This is a genomic window from Dethiosulfatibacter aminovorans DSM 17477, from assembly GCF_900142005.1.
Taxonomy (GTDB): domain Bacteria; phylum Bacillota; class Clostridia; order Tissierellales; family Dethiosulfatibacteraceae; genus Dethiosulfatibacter; species Dethiosulfatibacter aminovorans.
On the sequence record NZ_FQZL01000004.1, the window covers coordinates 323,392 to 343,604 of the forward strand.

At 42.8% G+C, this 20,213-nt stretch carries 24 protein-coding genes; 20 read left to right on the top strand and 4 right to left on the bottom strand.

Translation table 11 applies throughout. The features are described from left to right. The first annotated feature begins 41 nt into the window (after nucleotides 1–41). The 7 genes from BUB05_RS01495 (at nucleotide 42) to BUB05_RS01525 (ending at nucleotide 5,565) form a co-directional block, all read left to right on the top strand. The gene (locus tag BUB05_RS01495; RefSeq protein WP_073046008.1) at nucleotides 42–989 is read left to right on the top strand and encodes a PhnD/SsuA/transferrin family substrate-binding protein; all 948 of its coding nucleotides are present in this window, start codon (nucleotides 42–44) and stop codon (nucleotides 987–989) included. Between the two features lie 40 nt (nucleotides 990–1,029). After that, a complete protein-coding gene (gene phnC, locus BUB05_RS01500) occupies nucleotides 1,030–1,803 on the top strand; it encodes a phosphonate ABC transporter ATP-binding protein (RefSeq protein WP_073046246.1) in 774 nt (257 codons plus the stop codon). Beyond that, nucleotides 1,784–2,605 (top strand): ABC transporter permease subunit, encoded by an 822-nt coding sequence (locus BUB05_RS01505; RefSeq protein WP_094762625.1) that lies wholly within the window; start codon nucleotides 1,784–1,786, stop codon nucleotides 2,603–2,605. Before phnC ends, BUB05_RS01505 begins: the two co-directional genes overlap by 20 nt. Next, nucleotides 2,605–3,432 (top strand): PhnE/PtxC family ABC transporter permease, encoded by an 828-nt coding sequence (locus BUB05_RS01510; protein WP_073046014.1) that lies wholly within the window; start codon nucleotides 2,605–2,607, stop codon nucleotides 3,430–3,432. Before BUB05_RS01505 ends, BUB05_RS01510 begins: the two co-directional genes overlap by 1 nt. A gap of 56 nt (nucleotides 3,433–3,488) precedes the next feature. Beyond that, nucleotides 3,489–4,304 carry a PHP domain-containing protein gene (locus tag BUB05_RS01515; protein ID WP_073046017.1) on the top strand — a complete coding sequence of 272 codons (816 nt, stop codon included), beginning with the start codon at nucleotides 3,489–3,491 and terminating at the stop codon, nucleotides 4,302–4,304. Between the two features lie 5 nt (nucleotides 4,305–4,309). After that, a complete protein-coding gene (locus BUB05_RS01520; RefSeq protein ID WP_073046019.1) occupies nucleotides 4,310–4,798 on the top strand; it encodes a rhodanese-like domain-containing protein in 489 nt (162 codons plus the stop codon). A 62-nt stretch (nucleotides 4,799–4,860) separates the two neighbouring features. After that, the gene (locus BUB05_RS01525; protein WP_073046022.1) at nucleotides 4,861–5,565 is read left to right on the top strand and encodes a GntR family transcriptional regulator; all 705 of its coding nucleotides are present in this window, start codon (nucleotides 4,861–4,863) and stop codon (nucleotides 5,563–5,565) included. A 52-nt stretch (nucleotides 5,566–5,617) separates the two neighbouring features. Here the strand turns inward: BUB05_RS01525 and BUB05_RS01530 are convergent, their stop codons facing one another. Then, on the bottom strand, nucleotides 5,618–5,815 hold the full coding sequence (locus tag BUB05_RS01530; RefSeq protein WP_073046025.1) for a hypothetical protein: 198 nt from the start codon (nucleotides 5,813–5,815) through the stop codon (nucleotides 5,618–5,620). Between the two features lie 175 nt (nucleotides 5,816–5,990). Between BUB05_RS01530 and BUB05_RS01535 the strand changes: the two genes are divergently transcribed. The 7 genes from BUB05_RS01535 (at nucleotide 5,991) to BUB05_RS01565 (ending at nucleotide 11,970) form a co-directional block, all read left to right on the top strand. Next, entirely contained in the window at nucleotides 5,991–7,175 is a 1,185-nt protein-coding gene (locus BUB05_RS01535; protein WP_073046027.1) for an AfsR/SARP family transcriptional regulator, read from the top strand. 249 nt (nucleotides 7,176–7,424) lie between these two features. After that, entirely contained in the window at nucleotides 7,425–7,631 is a 207-nt protein-coding gene (locus BUB05_RS01540; RefSeq protein WP_073046030.1) for a hypothetical protein, read from the top strand. Nucleotides 7,632–7,645: 14 nt separating this feature from the next. Next, a complete protein-coding gene (locus tag BUB05_RS01545; RefSeq protein ID WP_073046033.1) occupies nucleotides 7,646–8,818 on the top strand; it encodes a hypothetical protein in 1,173 nt (390 codons plus the stop codon). Between the two features lie 13 nt (nucleotides 8,819–8,831). Next, nucleotides 8,832–9,404, top strand: coding sequence for a signal peptidase I (locus tag BUB05_RS01550; protein WP_094762627.1), 573 nt, complete (start codon nucleotides 8,832–8,834; stop codon nucleotides 9,402–9,404). Between the two features lie 18 nt (nucleotides 9,405–9,422). Continuing rightward, nucleotides 9,423–9,944 carry a hypothetical protein gene (locus tag BUB05_RS01555; RefSeq protein ID WP_073046037.1) on the top strand — a complete coding sequence of 174 codons (522 nt, stop codon included), beginning with the start codon at nucleotides 9,423–9,425 and terminating at the stop codon, nucleotides 9,942–9,944. 75 nt (nucleotides 9,945–10,019) lie between these two features. Further along, nucleotides 10,020–10,988, top strand: coding sequence for a hypothetical protein (locus tag BUB05_RS01560; RefSeq protein ID WP_073046040.1), 969 nt, complete (start codon nucleotides 10,020–10,022; stop codon nucleotides 10,986–10,988). A 106-nt stretch (nucleotides 10,989–11,094) separates the two neighbouring features. Further along, complete coding sequence (locus BUB05_RS01565; protein WP_073046042.1) at nucleotides 11,095–11,970, top strand: hypothetical protein; 876 nt, start codon at nucleotides 11,095–11,097, stop codon at nucleotides 11,968–11,970. A gap of 58 nt (nucleotides 11,971–12,028) precedes the next feature. Here BUB05_RS01565 and BUB05_RS01570 read toward each other — a convergent pair whose 3' ends face one another. Then, nucleotides 12,029–12,919, bottom strand: coding sequence for a YitT family protein (locus BUB05_RS01570; RefSeq protein ID WP_073046045.1), 891 nt, complete (start codon nucleotides 12,917–12,919; stop codon nucleotides 12,029–12,031). Nucleotides 12,920–13,216: 297 nt separating this feature from the next. Between BUB05_RS01570 and BUB05_RS01575 the strand changes: the two genes are divergently transcribed. Genes BUB05_RS01575 through BUB05_RS01585 form a run of 3 tightly spaced genes read left to right on the top strand, consistent with a single transcriptional unit; the run spans nucleotide 13,217 to nucleotide 16,278 of the window. Next, nucleotides 13,217–13,585 carry a GntR family transcriptional regulator gene (locus BUB05_RS01575; RefSeq protein WP_073046048.1) on the top strand — a complete coding sequence of 123 codons (369 nt, stop codon included), beginning with the start codon at nucleotides 13,217–13,219 and terminating at the stop codon, nucleotides 13,583–13,585. A 1-nt stretch (nucleotide 13,586) separates the two neighbouring features. After that, nucleotides 13,587–14,492: an ABC transporter ATP-binding protein gene (locus BUB05_RS01580; RefSeq protein WP_073046050.1), complete on the top strand. Its 906-nt coding sequence runs from the start codon at nucleotides 13,587–13,589 to the stop codon at nucleotides 14,490–14,492. Next, entirely contained in the window at nucleotides 14,464–16,278 is a 1,815-nt protein-coding gene (locus BUB05_RS01585) for a hypothetical protein (RefSeq protein ID WP_073046053.1), read from the top strand. The genes BUB05_RS01580 and BUB05_RS01585 overlap by 29 nt, the downstream gene beginning before the upstream one ends. A gap of 104 nt (nucleotides 16,279–16,382) precedes the next feature. Here BUB05_RS01585 and BUB05_RS01590 read toward each other — a convergent pair whose 3' ends face one another. Then, entirely contained in the window at nucleotides 16,383–16,949 is a 567-nt protein-coding gene (locus BUB05_RS01590) for a biotin transporter BioY (RefSeq protein WP_073046057.1), read from the bottom strand. Nucleotides 16,950–17,166: 217 nt separating this feature from the next. Between BUB05_RS01590 and BUB05_RS01595 the strand changes: the two genes are divergently transcribed. Genes BUB05_RS01595 through BUB05_RS01605 form a run of 3 tightly spaced genes read left to right on the top strand, consistent with a single transcriptional unit; the run spans nucleotide 17,167 to nucleotide 19,191 of the window. Continuing rightward, nucleotides 17,167–18,153, top strand: coding sequence for a biotin--[acetyl-CoA-carboxylase] ligase (locus BUB05_RS01595; protein ID WP_073046060.1), 987 nt, complete (start codon nucleotides 17,167–17,169; stop codon nucleotides 18,151–18,153). A 59-nt stretch (nucleotides 18,154–18,212) separates the two neighbouring features. Further along, entirely contained in the window at nucleotides 18,213–18,671 is a 459-nt protein-coding gene (gene tadA, locus BUB05_RS01600) for a tRNA adenosine(34) deaminase TadA (RefSeq protein ID WP_073046063.1), read from the top strand. Next, nucleotides 18,664–19,191, top strand: coding sequence for a nitroreductase family protein (locus BUB05_RS01605; RefSeq protein WP_073046065.1), 528 nt, complete (start codon nucleotides 18,664–18,666; stop codon nucleotides 19,189–19,191). Before tadA ends, BUB05_RS01605 begins: the two co-directional genes overlap by 8 nt. Nucleotides 19,192–19,257: 66 nt before the next feature. On the opposite strand, the gene BUB05_RS01610 is transcribed toward BUB05_RS01605, so the two are convergent. Further along, nucleotides 19,258–19,899 carry a GntR family transcriptional regulator gene (locus BUB05_RS01610; RefSeq protein WP_073046069.1) on the bottom strand — a complete coding sequence of 214 codons (642 nt, stop codon included), beginning with the start codon at nucleotides 19,897–19,899 and terminating at the stop codon, nucleotides 19,258–19,260. Nucleotides 19,900–20,213 lie beyond the last annotated feature (314 nt).

The following is a 20,213-nucleotide window of genomic DNA, read 5'->3' on the forward strand; positions in this document are numbered from 1 at the left end:
TCAACTTAACTAAATTTGTGATCTAAAACTAGGAGGAAAAAATGAAGAAAATAATTATAATGATAATGATTTGCGTATTGGCCCTTGCATCCTTTACGGGATGTCAGAAGAAAGAAGGTAAGGTTTATACAATGGCTGTACTGCCACAAGAGTCAGGAACCGTTGAAGCTGGAATAGTTGCTGTAAATGAAGAAATGAACAAGGCGCTTGAGCCATTCAATGCATCTGTCGAGATGATATTGGTTGACGATTATTCGGTGGTTTCAGAGTCTGTATTGACAGGGACTGCGGAATTCGCAGCATACTCTGCAGCTACTTATCTAAAGGCGCACGCTGAGAACGACAAGATTCTTCCACTTTTTGTCCACACGCCTGAAGGTGATACCGGCAAGGGTGGATATTGGGCTTATATTGCAGTGCATGTCGATGAAAAGGATGAATTCGAGGGGCTTGGTGCAGAGGAAGCACTTCTTAAGCTCAGGGATAAGTCATTCTCATTCGTTTCTTCTACATCAACATCAGGACGTCTTGTACCTACTACAACATTGTGGAATGCAATTGGACCGGATGGAAAAGGCATAGTTGATTCAAAGAAGCAGATATTCGAAGAAAACTCCGACAACGGCGGATATTTCTCAGAGATAATCTTTGCAGGAACTCACCCTGCATCCGTAGAGATGATACTGAACAAGAAGGCATATGCAGGAGCATACTGCTGTGACTATGGCGATGAAAGGGCGGATGAGCTTTACGTGATTGCCGAGTCCCTTGTACCATGCGATCCATACTGGATGAATACTGAAAACATAGAGCAGGAGCATATAGATGCAATCATAGCACATTTCGAGAACATTACTCCAGAAAATGCTGTAGAAGGACTGTACGATGATGATACTACTGATTATTCCGTGCTTCACAGCGAAGACAGGTTCGTAGCAGTTGACCATGAATTATATTCTTTCCTGGAAAAAATGTATGAAGGAGAGTAATTCCGGAATGAAGAAAGGTTATGGTAAGGAGGTTTTCTTAATGAAAAAACCTGTTTTGGAAATGAATAATGTAAGCAAAACATACGACGGCAGTACAAAAGCCCTCCAAGGATTGTCGCTGTCGGTTTACCGCAACGAGTTGATTTCTATCATCGGCCCCTCAGGGGCCGGGAAATCAACTCTGTTGAGGTGTATAAACAGGATGATAGAGCCGGATGAGGGAAGCCGCATTCGCTTTGATGGAAATGAAATAGCAACAATGAACAAAAGGGAGCTGAGGGAAGTCCGCAAGCATGTAGGGATGGTTTTCCAGCACTACAATCTGGTCTACCGACTGTCTGCCCTTGAGAATACATTGCACGGGAGGCTCGGGTACTACTCGACATTGAAAGGAGCGCTTTCGTTGTTCAGTGATGAGGATGTGAAGAGAGCCTGTGAACTTTTGGACTCACTGGGACTTGAGGACAGGAAGCTTTTCAAGTGCGGAAACCTGTCGGGAGGACAGAAGCAGAGAGTGGGCATAGCAAGGGCTCTTATACAGGATCCAAAGCTCATACTATGCGACGAACCCATTGCATCCCTTGATCCCCAGTCTTCAAAAAACATAATGGAGCAGCTAAAGAGAATCACAAGGGATATGGGTATTCCTTGTCTTGTGAATCTTCACCAGGTTGATGTAGCGCTGGCCTATTCCGACAGGATAATAGGCATGAACAATGGTGAAATCGTATTTGAGGGAAGACCGGAGCAATTGACTGAAGCGCAGATATCAAAGATATACGGAGCGAGCATAGATGAACTTATTGCGAGTTAATAAAGGGACTGTCGGGATGTCGCCAAAGGAATTCAGACGTGAAAACAAGCTCATCAGCATAATGTACACTTTGGGAATTGTATCTCTTACAATCATTGCATCAATTGCCATAGAATTTGAAGTGTTTGGCATTTTTTCGGGCACGGCAAAGGTTGTTGAGAGAATAACAGAGATATACCTTCCTCCAAACTTCACTGAAATCGACAAGATGATTGAAGAGATTTGGGTTACAATAATACTGTCGATTTCATCGGGAGTAATAGGGTCCATATTCGCATATATGGCAGCTCTTCTTGTGTCAAAGACGACGGGAATGAACAGGGTGGTCGCTTTTATAGCAAGGGGATTGGCAACACTGTCAAGAAATATCCCCGGTCCCATATGGGCCATAGTGCTCCTCATGGCATTCTGGTACGGAGAATTTCTTGCCCTTCTCGTAATGACTATGATGACATTTGGCCTGAATACCAGGATTTTCAATGATATGATAGATGAAACCTCGAAAGGAGGAATCCTGGCTCTTGAATCCACTGGAGCCGACTGGATGCAGGTTGTATTTCAGGCAGTGATTCCAGAGACAATTCCTTCAGTCGTTTCATGGACTCTGTATGCAGTTGAGTACAACATAAGGTATGCCACCATAGTGGGAATGCTGTCCGGAGGAGGCATCGGATATCTTATAGGAATATACAAGGACTTCAGGCGTTTCGATGAATTGATGGCGGCAGTGGTATTCATCGTGGTTGTAATAATGGTTTTCGACCAGCTGTCGATTCAAATAAGGAAAAGGATACTTGGATAATGGAAATGAGAAGGACATGGTATGGCAAGCCCATACTCAAGAAAAAAGATTCGTCTGATACAATGATCAGATGGGTATCCATCGTCTTCGTACTGATCACGCTGTATACCGTGTTTGGAAGAATTGAATACAGGTGGGAAAGCTTCAGCGGAGACATTGCCTTGAAGATGCTCAAGAACTTCTTCAGATATGACCTGGTTGAAGGTGTCCAGGCTATGAAAATGGCGATAAGCCTATTCAAGACACTTGCATTGAGTTTTGTCACCACCATACTTGGATTTATAATAGGAATAGTCATGGGGTTGTTTTCTGCAAGGAACATATCGAATCCAATGCTGTCGAATATAATCCGGGGGATAGCATCTTTCATAAGGGCTGTGCCGACAATAGTATGGGTGTTGTTTTTCGTTTCGGGATTCGGGCTGACATCAACTACAGCCGTTCTGGGAATGCTGTTTCACACTGTGGCGTTTTTTACGAAGGCATTTTCAGAGTGTTTTGAAGAAGTGGACAAGGAGACAATCAATGCCTTGAGGGCTACCGGGGCAAACTGGACACAGGTTGTGTTTGGATCTATATTCCCTTCTTCGCTGACAAAAATGATTTCGTGGCTGGCCATCAGATACGAGACCAATTTTTCTGTAGCGGTGATAATAGGTCCTGCGGCAGGAGTGCCTGGAACCATAGGTACTGCAATAAATGCAGCCTCAAGAAGCGGAGACTATCCCGTTCAGGGTTTTGGTGTCATGCTGGTGTTTGTGACGGCACTGATCATGGAGCTTCTTATAAACGGCGTCAGACAAAAAAGCATAGTAAATGAAATATAGAAAATATTACTCGAAATTGCTTGATTAAAACAAATAATTGCAAAGGTGGTGAAGACATGAAAGCGGATTTTCATGTACATACATCGAATACGGACTGCAGCGAAAGTCCAAGACAGGTATTTAAGACTGCAAAGGAAAATGGAGTGACACATATTGCAATAACGGACCATGACACTCTGTATGGGCAGGAGGAGCACAGAATCCTTGCTGAAGAGTTCGGCCTGACTCATATCCCTGCAGTGGAAATCAGTGCCTATGACTATGAAAACAACAAGGCCTGTCATATAGTAGGGCTCAATGCTTTGCCAGGTGATAAGGATCTTGATATTATGATGAAGTCGGTGACCGACCAGCGACACAGAAACAGTGATGCCCAGATACTGAGGCTAATGGCTTTGGGATACGACATATCCTTTGATGATTTCATAGACAAAAGAGGTGTCCATGGCGTATACAAGCAGCATATCATGGACGTTCTCCGGGAAACGGGATATGTAAATGATCTATTCGGCGACTTTTACAAGAAGATGTTCAAGAACGGCGGGCCTCTTGAAATGAAGATAGAATACCCTTCGGCAGTTGAAGCCGTGAAGGTGTTGAGAAATTCAGGGGCGCTCCCTGTGCTTGCCCATCCTTCCCTGTATGGCAACCTGGAGATACTTGAATCATTGATTGATAACGGATTGATGGGCATAGAAGCATTCTATCCCGTTGCAACAGAAAAGGACCGGGAAGAGATATTCACGTTGGCTGAAAGATACGGTCTCTTCATATCGGGAGGGTCGGATTTTCACGGTGATTACGGCAACCACAGCAGATTCAATGTGGGTGATTGCTATGTTGACAATATAGATTTTTTCATTAGGAGGTAGACAGTATGATGAGATATTTAAGGATAATCTTCTTTATAGCATGCTTTTCAATTCTGGCAGCATCTGTATTTGTAGTAGCTGCACCGAAGTGTTCTGATACAGGAGGCTATTTGATTATTGCCGACACTGATGAACTGGAGGAACATCTGAACGGATTCGAATCAAAGAATGAGAGGGTGCTTCTTGACTTGAGGGATGATGAGGATTTCAAAAAGGTCCACATTGGAGAAGCCATTAACATTGATGGCGGGAGTGAAGATTCTCTTGTTGAAATGCTCAACAAGATGGAAGACAACGGCCGGTATGTCAGGAATGAAACTGAAATAATCCTGATGTGCTACAGCGGAAAAAGAGCTGCAGATGCTTTCAATTTCCTCGTGAAGGAAGGATATCTGAAAGTCACATATGTAACTTTTGGATTTGAAGAATATATGGAAGGATATTCAGGTGGCATTTCTCTTGAATCCGGAGAATGCAAATGCAAGGAATACTGATTGACAGCCGGTTATGAATCAGTCATACTAAACATGGAAATATGATTTGGAGAGGTAGGTATATGGCTGTGTGGATGGAAATCCTTGACGATATCATTGAGGGAATAACCAGCGGTGAATATAGCAAAATGGAGAAGCTTCCTAGCGAAAATGTGTTGGCTGATCAGTACAACACTACTCGTTACAATGTTAGAAAAGCATTCGAACGTCTTTATGACATGGGTTATCTGAGTGCCCAGAAGGGAAAGGGCAGATACTTCAAGTCCAAGGGTGAGCGAATAATGCTGCGCTTCGAGGAGGAAGACAGCTTCACCAACAAGATGAAGAGAACGGGTCACAATCTAGTTAACAAGAATATCAATTTTCAGGAAATGGAGAATGTGCCGAGGATTCGAAAGAAACTCAACCTGCCTGAAGACTTTAAGGTGTACAGGCTGCAGCTGCTGAGAATCATCGACGATGAACCTGCCGCAATACACATATCGTATCTTTCTGACAGGAAGTTTCCCGACATAGAAAGGGAAGGTGTAGCAATCGAATCTCTCTACAATTACTACAGGTCAAAAGGAATAGATCAGGTAAACCATATCCGGTCCCATATGCAGACAATGCTTCCTACGAACTTCGAGAGGAGCATGCTGGAATGCCCAAATCTTGTTCCAGTACTCAGTATAGAATCGCTGGTAGAGGAAAAAAGAACAGGTGAGATAATCGAATACTCAAAAACGATATACCGGGGAGATCGCTTTTATTTCAGCATATACTAGTTTTCACAAGAAAACCATTATAAAAAAACAAAGACCGAAATTCAGGTCTTTGTCATCTTTTCCATATCTTTTTTGCGTCAATAAGCAGGCTCAGGTCGTAGGTCTGAAGCGTAAACTCTTCTCCGTACTTGTCGAGAGGCTCTCCCACCGACTTCATGCAGATGAAGCTCATATCCGGATGGTTAAGCTCTACCTTTGTTACAATATAGTTGTTCTGAAGAAGGTATTCCATGAGTTCCTTGTCGTTCATACAAATCAACTCCCCTCATTAACTTACTTATATTATATCAAATGAATATGTCTTCTACAATTGATAAAAAGAATTTTGTTTTTTTTATCTATTGCCTGTTATTTTCAAAAATTATATAATATATATCCTACAGTTGATTTTGACGCAAATACTACCTGGAAGGAGAGGAAGTATTATGCTTGACTACGAAAAATCATCTGACATAATGGGCAAGATTAATGTTGATACATTTGGGAAATTTAAAGTATACAATACGAGCTGCATGGACCTTGTCTTTAAATCCAGGTCCGACAAACAGTGTAAGCTACTTCAGTATCTTTTGGTAAACGGCAACAGAAGCCTTTCTGTTGATAATATTATTGAGAATGTCTATTCTGAGAATTATTACAGCGATGCAAAGAACACACTGCAAAACAATATATACAGGTTGAGGAAGTCACTCAAGGAGTGCCATATTTTTAATACGCCCAAAAAGGGCCTGGAATATGAATCCGGCTGCTATACCTTAAGGATTGATGATAGATTCAAGATTGATTTCATCAAGTTCGAGAATGAGATTTCCAAAGGCTGCAGCTGTAGTTATAATTCCAAAGATTCCCTGGAGTGTTTGGAAAATGCATACAACATATATAAAGGTGATTTTCTTCCTAATCTTGTCAGCGAGGAATGGGCCATATTTAAGAGAAACCATTTCAGCAGACTGTATATAAGATGCATCAAGGAGCTTTGTGAAAGATATTTTTCTGCAAAAAGATATGACGAAGCAATCAAGACTTGTGAAAATGCTTTGAACTTTGAACCTTACGAGGAGGAAATCCATGTAAAGTTCATAGATGCATTTGTGAAGAAAGGCAACTACAGGGCTGCAAAGAAGCACTATTCATATGTGACCAAGCTGTTTTACGAGCAGTTTAACATATCCCCGTCAGAAAGGATGCAGCTGACCTACAGGGATATTAAGGAAAAGAATGGGAACCATGATGCAATGGAGAGTGGCAAAGACAGCAGTGATGAAGAAAATCAGGGGGCGCATTACTGCAACATTGAAGAGCTTGCTACGATTTACAGGGTGGAAAAGAAAAGGGAGAGAAGAACAGGAAACAGCAATATATTGTTCTCCTTTTCATATTCAGGCGATTTCGACAATATGGACAAGTTTAGGATAAAGAAAATCCTTATGTCTTCTCTAAGGGAGGGAGACCTTGTTTCCAAGGTGGAGGAGCAGAAATATGTGGTCTACCTCGTAGGCGCTGAATTCGATACGATAAAAAAAGTGCTTGAAAGAATTGTCAGGAGGATAAAGAGTCGTCACCAGCTTGATAAGGGTGCATTTACAATAGGAAGGTATTACCTTAAATAAGGCATGTCAGGCCGTTCGCAGCCGGAGAAAAATCCGGATGCGAACGGCTTTTTTGTTGTCTGCAATCATTGGCATGTGAAGCTTCAGGAATTTATTCATATTAAAAGTAAATTTTATATTAAATGATTAATGAACCGTGACTGGGATGTGACTGGTTTGGGATTGAAGCGAGACTGAAATGAGGTTCATCGACGACTGCGGTGAATATAATTAAAGTGGGAATATAAATTACCACCGGGAGATATTCTTATGGCAAATGAAATGGAAAGCAATAATGATATTAATTTGATAATAAAGATCAAATACCAGCAGAACCAAGCAGTGCAGGGCTCGGCAAAATGGGTGGAAAAGGGAAGGACAGTCAATTTCAGAAGCTTCATGGAATTGTTTTATCTAATAGTCGAAGCCTGCGACGATCTGGAGATCAGGAGTTGGGAAAATAAATTGGACGCTTGATGGGAGTGTTTTTAATGAAAAAGAGCTTGTGCATATTAATAATCATATGTTTGTTGATAATGACCTTGTCCGGAAATACTTACTCCTATTTCAACAGTTCAAGTAAAGCTGAAACCATCGTATTGAGTCCTACAGATGAGAAGAATGTACTGGATATAACTATGATGTCTGACAGCAGCCAGTACTATGAATATGACTCCATATCTGTTGATGTTGTTTTCAGCGATGCGGACCAAAGACAGGGACTTATGTCCTATGAGATAGGTGTTGTCGCCAGTGGAGCAACAATAACGGAAGCAACATCGCCGGAAGGTATTGATATTAATGATGATTTTTACATGGTATACGATGCCACGACAAGCGAAGCAATCACTTTTGTAGATATGGATGGTATGGGAGCAGGGAAGTACACTGTATTCTTCATTGGAGAGGACCTAGACGGATGGACCATATACAGGAGCACAGTAGAGATATCAGTAGTTCCGGAACCGTTTGCAGAGTCCGCTGTTATGGCAGAACCGGTAACTGAACCGGCAGAGGAACCTGTTTCAGAAGAACCAACTGCCGATGAGACGTCTGTAGAAGATACAGGAACGAGCGAATCTGAACAGTCGGATGAATTAGTGTCTGAGGAAGAACCAGTGGTGGAAAATCCGGAAGTTGAAACACTAGTTGAAGAACCGCCTACAGAGGAACAACCAGTGATAGAAGAATCAGAAACAAGCGATTCGACTCAAGCAGAGACAGTTGAAGAATCTCAAACTGAGGAGACAACTTTTGAAGAACCGGTAACCGAAGCGACAGAAGATCCTGTTTCAGAAGAACCGACTGTCGAGGAGGCACCGGTAGAAGATACAGGAACAAGCGGATCTGAACAGCTGGATGAACCGGTATCTGAGGAAGAACCAGTAATGGAAAACCCGGAAGCTGAAGCACCTGTTGAAGAACCGCCTACAGAGGAAGAGCCGACAGAAGAGGCGGCAACAAGTGAACCGGCTCAAGCAGAGACGGTTGAAGAAACTCAATCGGAGGAAACATCGGCTGAAGAACCGGTAACCGAAGCGACAGAAGAATCTGTTTCAGAAGAACCGACTGTCGAGGAGACACCCGTAGAAGATACAGGAATAAGCGGATCTGAACAGACTGAAGAAGATATTGACGGAAGAATAATCAGATGTACAAATTGATTGGAGGTAGGCAATGGCTGAGATTATGAATGAAGAAAGGAAAAAATCTTCAACACACAAAATGTTAAAATATATAGTTGATGCAGTTGTGATTATTATGATAGTGCTGCTTGCAATATTGACTGCGGTATTTGCTGTTGGCATGAGAAACGGAGAACAGCCATCCCTATTCAATTACAAGATGTTCATTGTGAGGAGCAACAGCATGAGTCCCGAGTTCAAGACGGGAAGCTTGATTTTAGTCGATGCCGGTGAAACCGAGTTTTCACGGGGAGACATAATCACATATATCAAGGATGATGGAAATTTATCTACAACCCACAGGATAGTGGAAGTATACGAGGGTGAAACAACCAGGTATATAACCAGGGGAGATGCAAACGAGATTGATGATCCGCTGCCTGTCTTTGAGGATGAAATAATTGGAAGGGTTGTTCTGAGTATACCTCTTATAGGATATGTGTTAGGATTTATTCAGAAGAGATGGGCGTTTGTGGCATTATGGCTTGTTCCCAGTGTAGTGATAGTATTGTTTATTATAAGGGAGATAATGAAGGAACTTGAAAGAGGGAAACTCAGCCTTTAGGATATGGAGGGTGAAAGCATGAACAGAATGCTGATGCTGTTGATGATGCTTGCGGTAATGATTACATTGGTTGCAGGAACGACATATTGTTTTTTTACAGCGGGAGTAACCTCGGATGAGGTGATGTTCATCACCGGAAGCAATGAAGTTGAAATAACGGAAAATAACATGTCAAGTCTTGCCTTGATGTCGGTCGACGGAGATGCAATTTCCGACAGGGAAAACTGGAAGCCTGGAAAGGAGAATGCAGTGTTTGTCGGATGGAGCTTCAAGAATACGGGAGACCAGGATTCGTCCTACAGGGTTAGGATCGATGCAAGCTGGGACAATGGCGCCGGAAATGTCGTGCACTGGGTGAAGACAGGCGACGATGAGTGGATTGAGGATGATTTCGGTGGATACGAGTACTTCTGGCCTGAAACAGTGAACCCGGGAGAAGAGGTGGAGATTTCATTCGGGATATGGTGCGAGAGCATAATTGGTGTTGAAAATACAAGCTACAACATAGATCTTGAGATAGAATCATGCCAGGTACATTGATGAAAATCCAGCCTGTAGCGCTGCAGGTTTGATTATAGATTATATAAAAAAATAATATATTATGGAGGTAATTTTATGAACAAAAGGCTTATGATGTTGGTTGCGCTGTTGGTCGTATTTGCAGTTGTTTCCTCAGGTATGACTATGTCGTGGTTTACCGCCGAGAGTAATGAAGAAGCATCTTTCATAGCAGGAACCGTCGCGTTGTCGTCAGGGATACCATATGCAATTGCTGAAGGTATCATTGATGATAACTGGAATCCAGGGGACTGCGATTGCTTCAGGGTTATTGTATGCAATGACGGCAGCAAGGATATTGTAGTCAGGGCGAAGATTGAACATAAATGGCAGATTTATAGTGATCAGTATAAACAATATATTGACTGGGATCCTAATAATCCTTCAGTTGCACTGTCAGAGGCTGCAATATTCGACTGTCCTGCTCCTTGGGAAAATATAGACGAGTGGCTAGAAACTGCAATAACTGATCCGGGAGAGATTTGCTGCTTTACAGTCAGAGGACATGGTGCGACACTGTATTATATCAACTGTCTGAACCAACTCTGCTGCATGGATGACGGAGCAGTGGTCGGTGAATTCGATCCAACTGAAGGCGCAGAAGCATTAACCATATATGGTGAAGATGGTGTTGAGGATTTTGTTATAGATGCGAATACTCTATTCAATGACGACGGTGAAGTCTATGCCGAACGTTTTGGATGCTATATCTCATTTAACAAAGAATGCTGGGAACCTGTGGGCGAATTCTACTACTACGTGGGCGGAGAAAATTTCTTCTGCGGTGGTCACCCAATAGATCCAGTGCTTGATGGGTATTATGACCCTGACTGTCGCGACAAACAATGCGTTGGACTCTGCCTGCCAGTATACTTCAACCATATGGTTGACAACGATTATCAGGGCAAGAAATTGAAGCTGAAAGTTTATTTTGAAGCTGTTCAAGCGGCAAATAATGCACCTGAACATTACTTTGGATCCTGCATACCTGAAGAGTTGCTTAATTTGCATGGTCATTTAGATTAATAAGCTACAATCATATACCGGCGAGCGGTTTTAGATTATTTGTAAGCACATAGAAGAGCATGTCTCTTCTATGTGCATTTAACATATACCGGAAAGGAGGCTGGTCATGGAGTTTTCCGGAACTGAAAAGGAAGCTGCATTGTTTTTTAAGATCATGCTGTTTATTATAATATGCATGGTCTGCTTTGGTATGTTTGAAGCAGAAGCGTCAGAGTTTGGCCTTATTGCGGAGTTTTCCAACGTACTCGCGCCGACGGACAACCTGAATCCAGGCGACGTGAAGTCTTCGGTCATGACGCTGAAGCTTGAGGAAGTAGACGGCTACGACATATCCTCGCTTCCGGCATACATAAGGTCAGAGATTATATCGAGGGATCCGGGCCCTGGCGGCGGGGACCTTGATGAAGTGCTGGTGCTCACCGTGAGAAAGGAGTCCGGCGATGTAGTCTATGAAGGACATTTAAGCGGATTCGATGAGAACATATACCTCGGTGAGGTCTACATGGATGAAGGTATGGACCTTGAGTTCACAATATACCTTCCAGGCGAGGAGACCACCAACGAATACCAGGGCTCCGGCCTGCGGGTGAAGTGGATAATCACCACCCAGTATTCGGAAAGCCGGGATGACGGTTCTGATGATCCGGATGATTCCGACGATTCTGACGATTCCAATCATAAGGATGATGATAAGAAGGATGAAGGGTCCGTGGATGATATGGATGAAAGCGGGAATGAGTCGGAGGAGGATGAAGGTGAAGACAAATCCGACAGTCAGCACGCAAGCCGTGGAGAGAGCGTGGAGCGTGTCTTCGACAATTCCGGCGATGTCCGGGAGGAGGTCATAGAAATCGAGGAATCCATACCCGCAGGGCTTCCCAGGACCGGAACGTTTCCAAAGGGGATACTGTATTCTCTAGGTGCCGTTGCTGTCATTGGAATAATCATTAAAGCTTTAAAAAACAATAGGACTTTCGGGTAACATATAAAGAGACCGTTGCGGCATTTCAAATGCTGCAGCGGTCTTTCGTTTGTAGTGCCTATTTCTCCTCTCTTAGAGGTTCAAACCCGAGTCCTGAACCCCAAACCGAGTTTACGGGCATGACATCCATGAATGCGTTCTCGTCAAGGTCCGATACAAAATTCCTTATTAGTAGGGATTCCCTTGGTGTGCAAATGGATACAACCTTTATCTTGTTTTTGTTGGTATATCCGCCGATTATATTGTACTTGGATATTCCTCTTCCTATGGTATTGAGTATGTATTTTTCGATTTCATTGTCCATGTCGCTGATTATCTCAAGCTTCACCTTCTTGTCGCTGAATCCGTAGAGTACCGATTCAAGTGTTCTGACATATATGAACATTGTCAATATGGCATATAGTGCGGTATTTATATCGTACTTGATGATGGAAGTGGAAATTATCAATATATCTGCTACAAGCATAAGCTGACTTACTCCTATGAATGGAAGCAGCTTATTGTGTATTATCCTTGCTATGGCGTCGGTTCCGGCAAAGGAAAACCCTCTGGTTACTATGAGGCCGTAACCCGCCCCGCTTATAACTCCATAGAATATGGCCGCCAGGAACATGTCATTCTGTACCAGCCTGAAATTCAAACTTTCGAAAAGTATCAGCATGGGAGGGAAGATAATGCTGACCATTATTATTTTACCGACTTTTTTCTTTCCGAGAAAGATAAGCGCTAGAATCAGTACCGTTATTGTCAGGGCATAGTAATAAATTGTATATGGTATGCCCATGAGATTATCTATTAGTAGGCTGATTCCTGTGATTCCTCCTGTTATTAGTTTGTTTGGCCTCAATATCGCTGTAATTGCAAAGGCCATTAGGGAATTTCCCACAATGAGGAAAAGATAATCTATAAATACATTTTTGAATTTATCAAATTTTTCGTGTTTTTTCATTTTTTCTCCTTTCTGTTTTTATTACATTCAGCTTTAGCTGACGCGACAAACATACTACAAATCCTTTCCTAATGCAAGATTTTTTTTCAATAATCATAAAATATTAACAATATCTTAATAGGAGTTCGTTTTCCGCTCAAAAAAACTGTTGACTGGGACTGTACTAAGTCGTATAATACAGTTGTGCTGTACTAGACGAATTAGTACAGTTGCAGGGTAGAGTAGAAATATTACAATATTCATAACACCTTGAAATATTGGTGTTTTGCTTTAAGAAATACTAGAGGAGGGAAAGAGATGATAATCATTGACAGCAACAGCACCAAGTCCATATATGAACAGATATATGACGAATTCGTCAGGCTGATAACAACAAAAGTGCTGAAGCCCGATGAGAAGCTGCCTTCTGTCAGGGAGCTGGCCACCATGGTGCGGATAAATCCCAATACAATACAGAAGGCCTACAAGCTTCTGGAGAGCAAGCAGTTCATTTATTCCGTTCCGGGGAAGGGTAATTTTGTTGCCGAAAATGACAACATTGTATTGGCTGAAATAAAGGATGCGGAAGACAATTTGAAAAGCGACATAAGGAAATTGAAAAAACTGGGAGTAGGGGATGAAAGGATACTGTCCCTTGCGCATGACATACTGAAAGGAGATGACTAACATGCTTCAAGTACATTCGCTCAACAAGAACTTCAGGGACTTCAGAGTGCTGAAGGACATATATCTCAATGCGGAGAAGGGACAGATCTACGGCCTCGTAGGTTCGAACGGATGCGGAAAGACAACCCTTCTTAAACACATAATACAGGTTTACAGGCAGGATACCGGTGAAATATACCTGGATGAGGAGGTCATAGACGAGAATTCCGAGAAGATAAAAAGCTTCTACTATGTCCAGGATGATCTGTTCTTTCCTCAGGGAAGCACCTTGAAGAGTCTCTTTGACTATGAGAGGTTGCTCTACAGCGACATGTCCGGCGAGAAGTTCAGCAAGCTGGCTGAATTTTTCAATGTCGATGTCAACAAAAGGCTGTCAACCATGTCCAAGGGGCAGAAGAGGCAGGCGGCCTTCGTCCTGGCTATGAGTGCGAATCCAAAGGTTCTTCTTCTGGACGAGATCGTTGACGGACTGGATGCCGTTGTGAGAAGGAAATTCTGGAACGTCCTCATAAAAGAGGTTATGGAGAACGAGATAACCGTAATAATCTCATCCCATGCATTGAAGGAGCTTGACAACATCTGCGACAAGGTGGGCATAATGCACGAGGGAGAGATTATAAGGGAAGAGGAGATGGATACGCTGAAAGAGGACATAAAGAGGGTGCAGTTTGCCGTGGAAGGCGAATTCCAGGAGACTGCAGGATCCGCCTTCACTGTTGTCAAGTCGGTGAAGATAGGAAGCGTATACTTTGCAACCCTCAGGGGAAGCGTGGAGGACTTTAAAAGGTCCCTTGAAGAAAGATACCAGGTGCTCATTTTCGACGAGCTTCCAATAAATCTTGAAGAAATATTCATCACGGAACTGGGAGGTGCAGGTTATGGAACTGAAGAATATGATGCACAGTAATTCAAAACCACTCATATTGAACAGGCTCAAGGAAAAGAAGAACTGGTTCCTTGTGTCCTTTGCAATAATGCTTGTGACTGTCGTAATACTTCCCATGGTAATGGGAGACGGAGTTGAGGAAGCAAACATAGTCATGGGAATGGCGGAGATATTTTTCCTTGTATACATCAACTGCATGATAGACTTCAGCTACCTTCACGACAGCAGGAAGCTTTCATACAATGTGTCTAAGCCGATAACGGATATTCAAAGGATAAACATGGCGATCATAGTCAATGTGGTGTTCACTGCAGTCCTGGTCGTTGTCCTTGCTTTAATAACGCCGCTGATAAACGGCGGTCCCGACGACTATGTCTGGGAGATGTTCATGGTGACAATACCCTGGCTTCTTGCAGGTATATTCACTGCGGCCCTGTCAAGCATACTGACTGGAAACACCATAGCAGCAGGCTTTGCAACGGTAATAAACTTCACCCTGCCTCTTCTGGTGCTGGCGGTGATAAACTTCTTCTTCGAGATAATTGAAGACATAGCCCTTGGATTTAATTCAAGCATCCTGTTCAGCAAGTTCATCGAAGAGGTGTACAGGATAGACATACTGTATTTTGTGAAATACATAGACGACAGCTTTGACTTCACCTACTTCCTGGTGCTGGCTGCGGTTCTGGTCCTTCTCTATGCACTCATCGTGACCATGTCCAAAAGAAGGAAGCACGAAAGGGCCGGGGATCTGGTGGTCGTGGACGGATACAAGAGTCTCATATCCGTACTGGTGGCATCCCTTGCACCGGCAGTTTTTGCCCAGGTAATATCCTATGCCGACTTCACAGGGAAGATAGTGTCCTTCATACTGCTCTCGGCTCTGTCCTTCTACCTTATCAATGCCATTATGGAGAAGTCATTCAGAATCAGGCAGCATGCGGTGAAGCTTTTCATAGGCTTCGTGGTGGTGTTCCTTCTCTTTGTGGTTGGATCTGACATGATGACGGAAAAATTCGAATCCTACGTGCCGTCTCCTGTGGATGTAAGCTCCGTATATATAGGGCAGAATACATGGGTGTATTCTGCTGAAAAAGAGGAGGGAAGGGAGATATACTCGGCAAGCGAGGCTTTTGTGGAAGGAGCCGATATGGTTCTTTTCAAGACCGCTTCTGAAATTCAGGACATAACCAACCTTCACAGGGAAGTCATAAAGAACCAGGACTACTACTATTATTCCAACTTCGTTATTGTCTATTACATGAAGGACGGAGAAAAGGTGTACAGATACTACAAGCTTGATGACAGCGAGGACTACAAGGGTGAAAAGGACAGATTCATAACTGCCGTTGTCAACGGAGATGAATTCAAGAAAAGGAAGCTGAACTTCATTTATGACGACGTGTATTACGACGGTCTTGACATACAGTCAATAGATGTGTCCTATCAGGATGAGAACTACAATTCGAGGGTTGTACCTCTCAAGGCTGAAGATGTTGATATTGATTTGCTCAGGGACAACATGAGAAAGGACTACGACGACTATCTCAGCAGCTGTGGAGCCTGTATGGACATGGTGGTTGGCTACCGGAGCAATGATTATTCCCTTCGCTACAACTACATACCGGATGCGGACTATTATTCCGGAAGCATAAAGACTGTTGATGCAGTATCCAGGGAAGGATTCACAGTGAATCTTTATTTGTACAGCAACAAGATGGATGACAAGGGCTACAACAATATTTACATAGATGTAAACAAGAATATGGCGAATACCTTCAATTATCTGAAGAGCTTTGATAGTTGATGTCAAATAAAATTCTCAGGAGTCGAGTCCTGTAAAAGAGAATAAAAGAGAAATTCCCGGGAAGTGATATTTCCCGGGAATTATTTTTGGTATATTCAATAAGACTAAGCAGCTTTTCTGCTGTCAGACTTTTTTACAACATGCACCAGCTTGTTTCCGAGGAATGATGCTATAAGGCATTTCGCCGCATCTCCGGGAAGGAAGATAAGTACTGCGGGCCTCAATAGACCGGACAGTGTAACTGCTGCTCCGTTTACCTTTGCCAGTACGAAGTACAGGTACGGATATCCCAGTGCGTATATTACAGCTGTTCCTGCAAGGCATGCAAAGAGAATTTTTGCAAATCCGGGCTTTTCATCCTTTTCAAGGATAAGTCCTACGACGAAGGATGCCGCTATGAAACCCAGCAGGTATCCGAAGGATGGACTGAATATGTGCTGGAATCCGCCTGAACCGCCGGCGAAAACAGGAAGTCCTATAAGGCCCATTGTTACGTATAGTATTTGTGAAAGAGCTCCAAGTCTTGAACCCAGGAAAACCCCTGCCATTATTGTGAACAAAAGCTGCATTGTTATTGGTGCAGGGCCTACAGGTATGGAAATGAATGCTCCCACTGCAGTCATCGCTGCGAATAATGCTACCAGTATCATGTCTCTTGTGTTGATTTTCATAAAAACTCCTCTTGTTTAGTACTTTAATATAGTGGTATAATTTCTTTGTAAACTTTGTTTACGATTCTTGTTTACAATAATACAATAAAGGTCGGCGATTGTCAACCGGAAATTTCAAAAAGGTTTACGATTGTAAACTTAAAGGAAAAATGGAGCAATCTCAATATACAAGGTTTATATTTTGCTAATGATTTTTAATAAATAATAAGGTGATGGAATGAAGGAAAAGATTTTACATATACTCAACAGTGAAAAGGATTTTGTATCGGGAGAGGAAATAAGCAGGTTGCTGGGTGTGAGCAGGGCTGCCGTATGGAAGCACATGAAGGCGTTGAAGGAGGAGGGATACGAGATAGAGTCCGTATCGAGAAAGGGCTACAGGCTTGTTCAGTCTCCGGACCTTCTCACTGAAGAGGAGGTCAAAAAGCATGTGACTGCAGATGTAATGGGAAGGAAGATAGTACATTTCGATTCCGTGGACTCAACGAATACTGCGGCGAAGGAATTGGCGGACAAGGGGGAGGAACATGGGACGGTAATAATTGGAGAAGAGCAGACTGCAGGAAAGGGAAGGCTTGGAAGAAGCTGGGTGTCGCCGAAGTACAAGGGCATATGGTTCTCCTTCATACTGAGGCCTGAAATCAACCCCATGCTTATTGCCAAAGTAACACAGGTTGCAGCTGCGGCAGTAGTGAAGGCAGGGGATGAAATGGGTTTTGACTTCAAGGTTAAGTGGCCTAACGACATAATAATGAATGACAAGAAGGTATGCGGAATACTTACCGAAATGAGTGCGGAGCTTAATCAGATAAATTATGTAATACCGGGAATAGGTATAAATGCCAATCTTGACATCGAGGATTTTGATAAGGAACTTAAAGAAAAGGCATCGTCCATAAAGATAGAATCGGGAAAAGCCGTGGACAGGAAGGAGCTTGTCGGAAGGATAATCAACAATTTTGAAGAACTCTACGACAGTTTCATGGCGGACGGTAAAGGCATTGATTCCATTAGGATCTGCAGGGACAAGTCCATATTGATCGGCAGAGAGGTACGTGTAATCAGGGGTGGACAAACCGCTGAGGCAAGGGTCCTTGACCTTAACGATGACGGAGAGCTTGTAGTTGAATGGGAGGGAGGCAGGATTGAAAAACTTTTCTCCGGAGAAGTTTCCGTTAGAGGAAAGAAGGGATATGTGCTATAATATATAAGTTAGGGTTGGAATTGTTCGTACAAATAATATATGAAAGTGCAGGTGGATTTATGGTAGATTATTTTATGAAGAAAGCAATACTGGAAGCTGAAAAGGCATATGATATGGATGAGGTTCCTGTAGGAGCTGTCGTAGTTAAGGATGGAAAAATAATCGGCAGGGGATTCAACCAGAAGGAATTGGCAAAGGACGCAACGAAGCATGCGGAAATACTGGCAATCAATGAAGCCTGCAAGACTCTCAACGCCTGGAGGCTGACTGGATGCACAATGTATGTGACCCTTGAACCATGCGCCATGTGCGCAGGAGCCCTTGTGAATTCAAGAATTGACAATTTGATAATTGGGGCAAGGGATCCGAAGACGGGGGCCTGCGGCTCCGTGTTCAACATTGTGAATGAGGAAAAGCTCAATCACGGCATAAATGTGGAGTTTGGAGTAATGGAAGATGAATGCTCAACAATGCTTAAGGATTTTTTTAAAAAACTGAGGAGTAGAGACGATGATTGATTTATTGATTAAGAGAAGAAGCATCAGAAAATATACAGATGAAAAGATTGAAGAACAAAAGGTTGAAATACTGAAAAAGGCAGCTCTTCTTGCACCGACAGGAAAAAACAAGAAGGAATGTGAATTTGTATTTGTAGATGACAGGGAGCTTCTGGAGAAGCTTTCAAAGGCAAAGCCCCAGGGCGGAAAAATGCTTGAAGGTGCGGCCCTTGCCATTGTGATCATAGCGGATGAAACAAAGTCCGATGTATGGATAGAGGATGCCTCCGTAGCCGCAACGACGCTGCACTATGCGGCGCAGGATCTGGAACTTGGATCGTGCTGGGTGCAGATAAGAAACAGAATGTTCGACTACGATGCGGAAATCAGTGCAGAATCAGTAGTTAAGGACATACTCAATATTGGAGTCGATTATAAGGTTCACAGCATCATATCCATAGGTTATCCGGAAAAATGGAGACCTGAAAATGATGTGGCGAGTCTGGATTATTCCAAGATTTATGAGAATGGATGCAAGTAACTGAATATAAAAACTATAAAAGACAAGGGGCTTCGTGGCTCCTTGTCTTAAATTTACGCCTATATGTTAAATCATGTCCGGGTATTTTGTTGCCCAGTGTACATTTCTCAGGAAGCTTTCCAGCTCCTGAGTTTTTTTGTTTTTGAACATTTCAATGATGGTTCTGTGTTCGGCGTTCGATTCTTCCAGCGCCTTGAACAGTCTTTCCTTGTCGTCGCTTATATATGAACGGTGAACCGGACCCGACTCCAGGGTTTCGACCAATTCGACTAGTTTTGGGTTGCTGCACTTGTTCAGATATATTCTATGGAACTCGTCCTGGAGGCTGTAGTAGTCGCTGAAATTCTTGTATTTGATGGCTATGTCTATCTTGTCGCACAATTCTTCCATTTTCAGGAAATCTTCATCCGTCATGTATTCTACGGCCAAACTGGCTGCAAGAGCGTCCAGCGTAGCGATGATTGTGTATAGATTCATCTTTGCTGCATCTTCCAATTCTACGATTGTATATCCCTTCCTTGGAATCCTGCTGATTATATTGTCTGAAGTCAGTTGTATAAGCGCTTCTCTGACGGGAGTTCTGCTGATACCCATTTCATCGCAAATCTGCTGCTCTGTAAATATTTCATCGACTTTTAATTCGTTGTGTTGAATCTTGTCCAGAATGTATTTTATTGCCTGATCTCTAAGCGGTAGCGTCGTATCCATAAGTGTTCACTCCTTTTTCGCGTATTTGCTTTGTTCAATAAATATTTTAAATGATTTTCAAGCATATGTCAACGGGAGTATAAACGTATACGCAAATACACAGAATATTGATAAAATATTAACGTATACATAAAAATAAGGGTTGAAACGATTGGATGAGTACGATTATCCGATGATGAAACAAAAAAATAAAGACGATAAAAGCGCGAAAAATCAATAATTAAGGTGCTAATGCGTATTGGAATCGAGGGCGATGCGGAAAAACGATTTGACAAACGTTTTCTTGATATGTATAATTGTATACGTAAACAAAA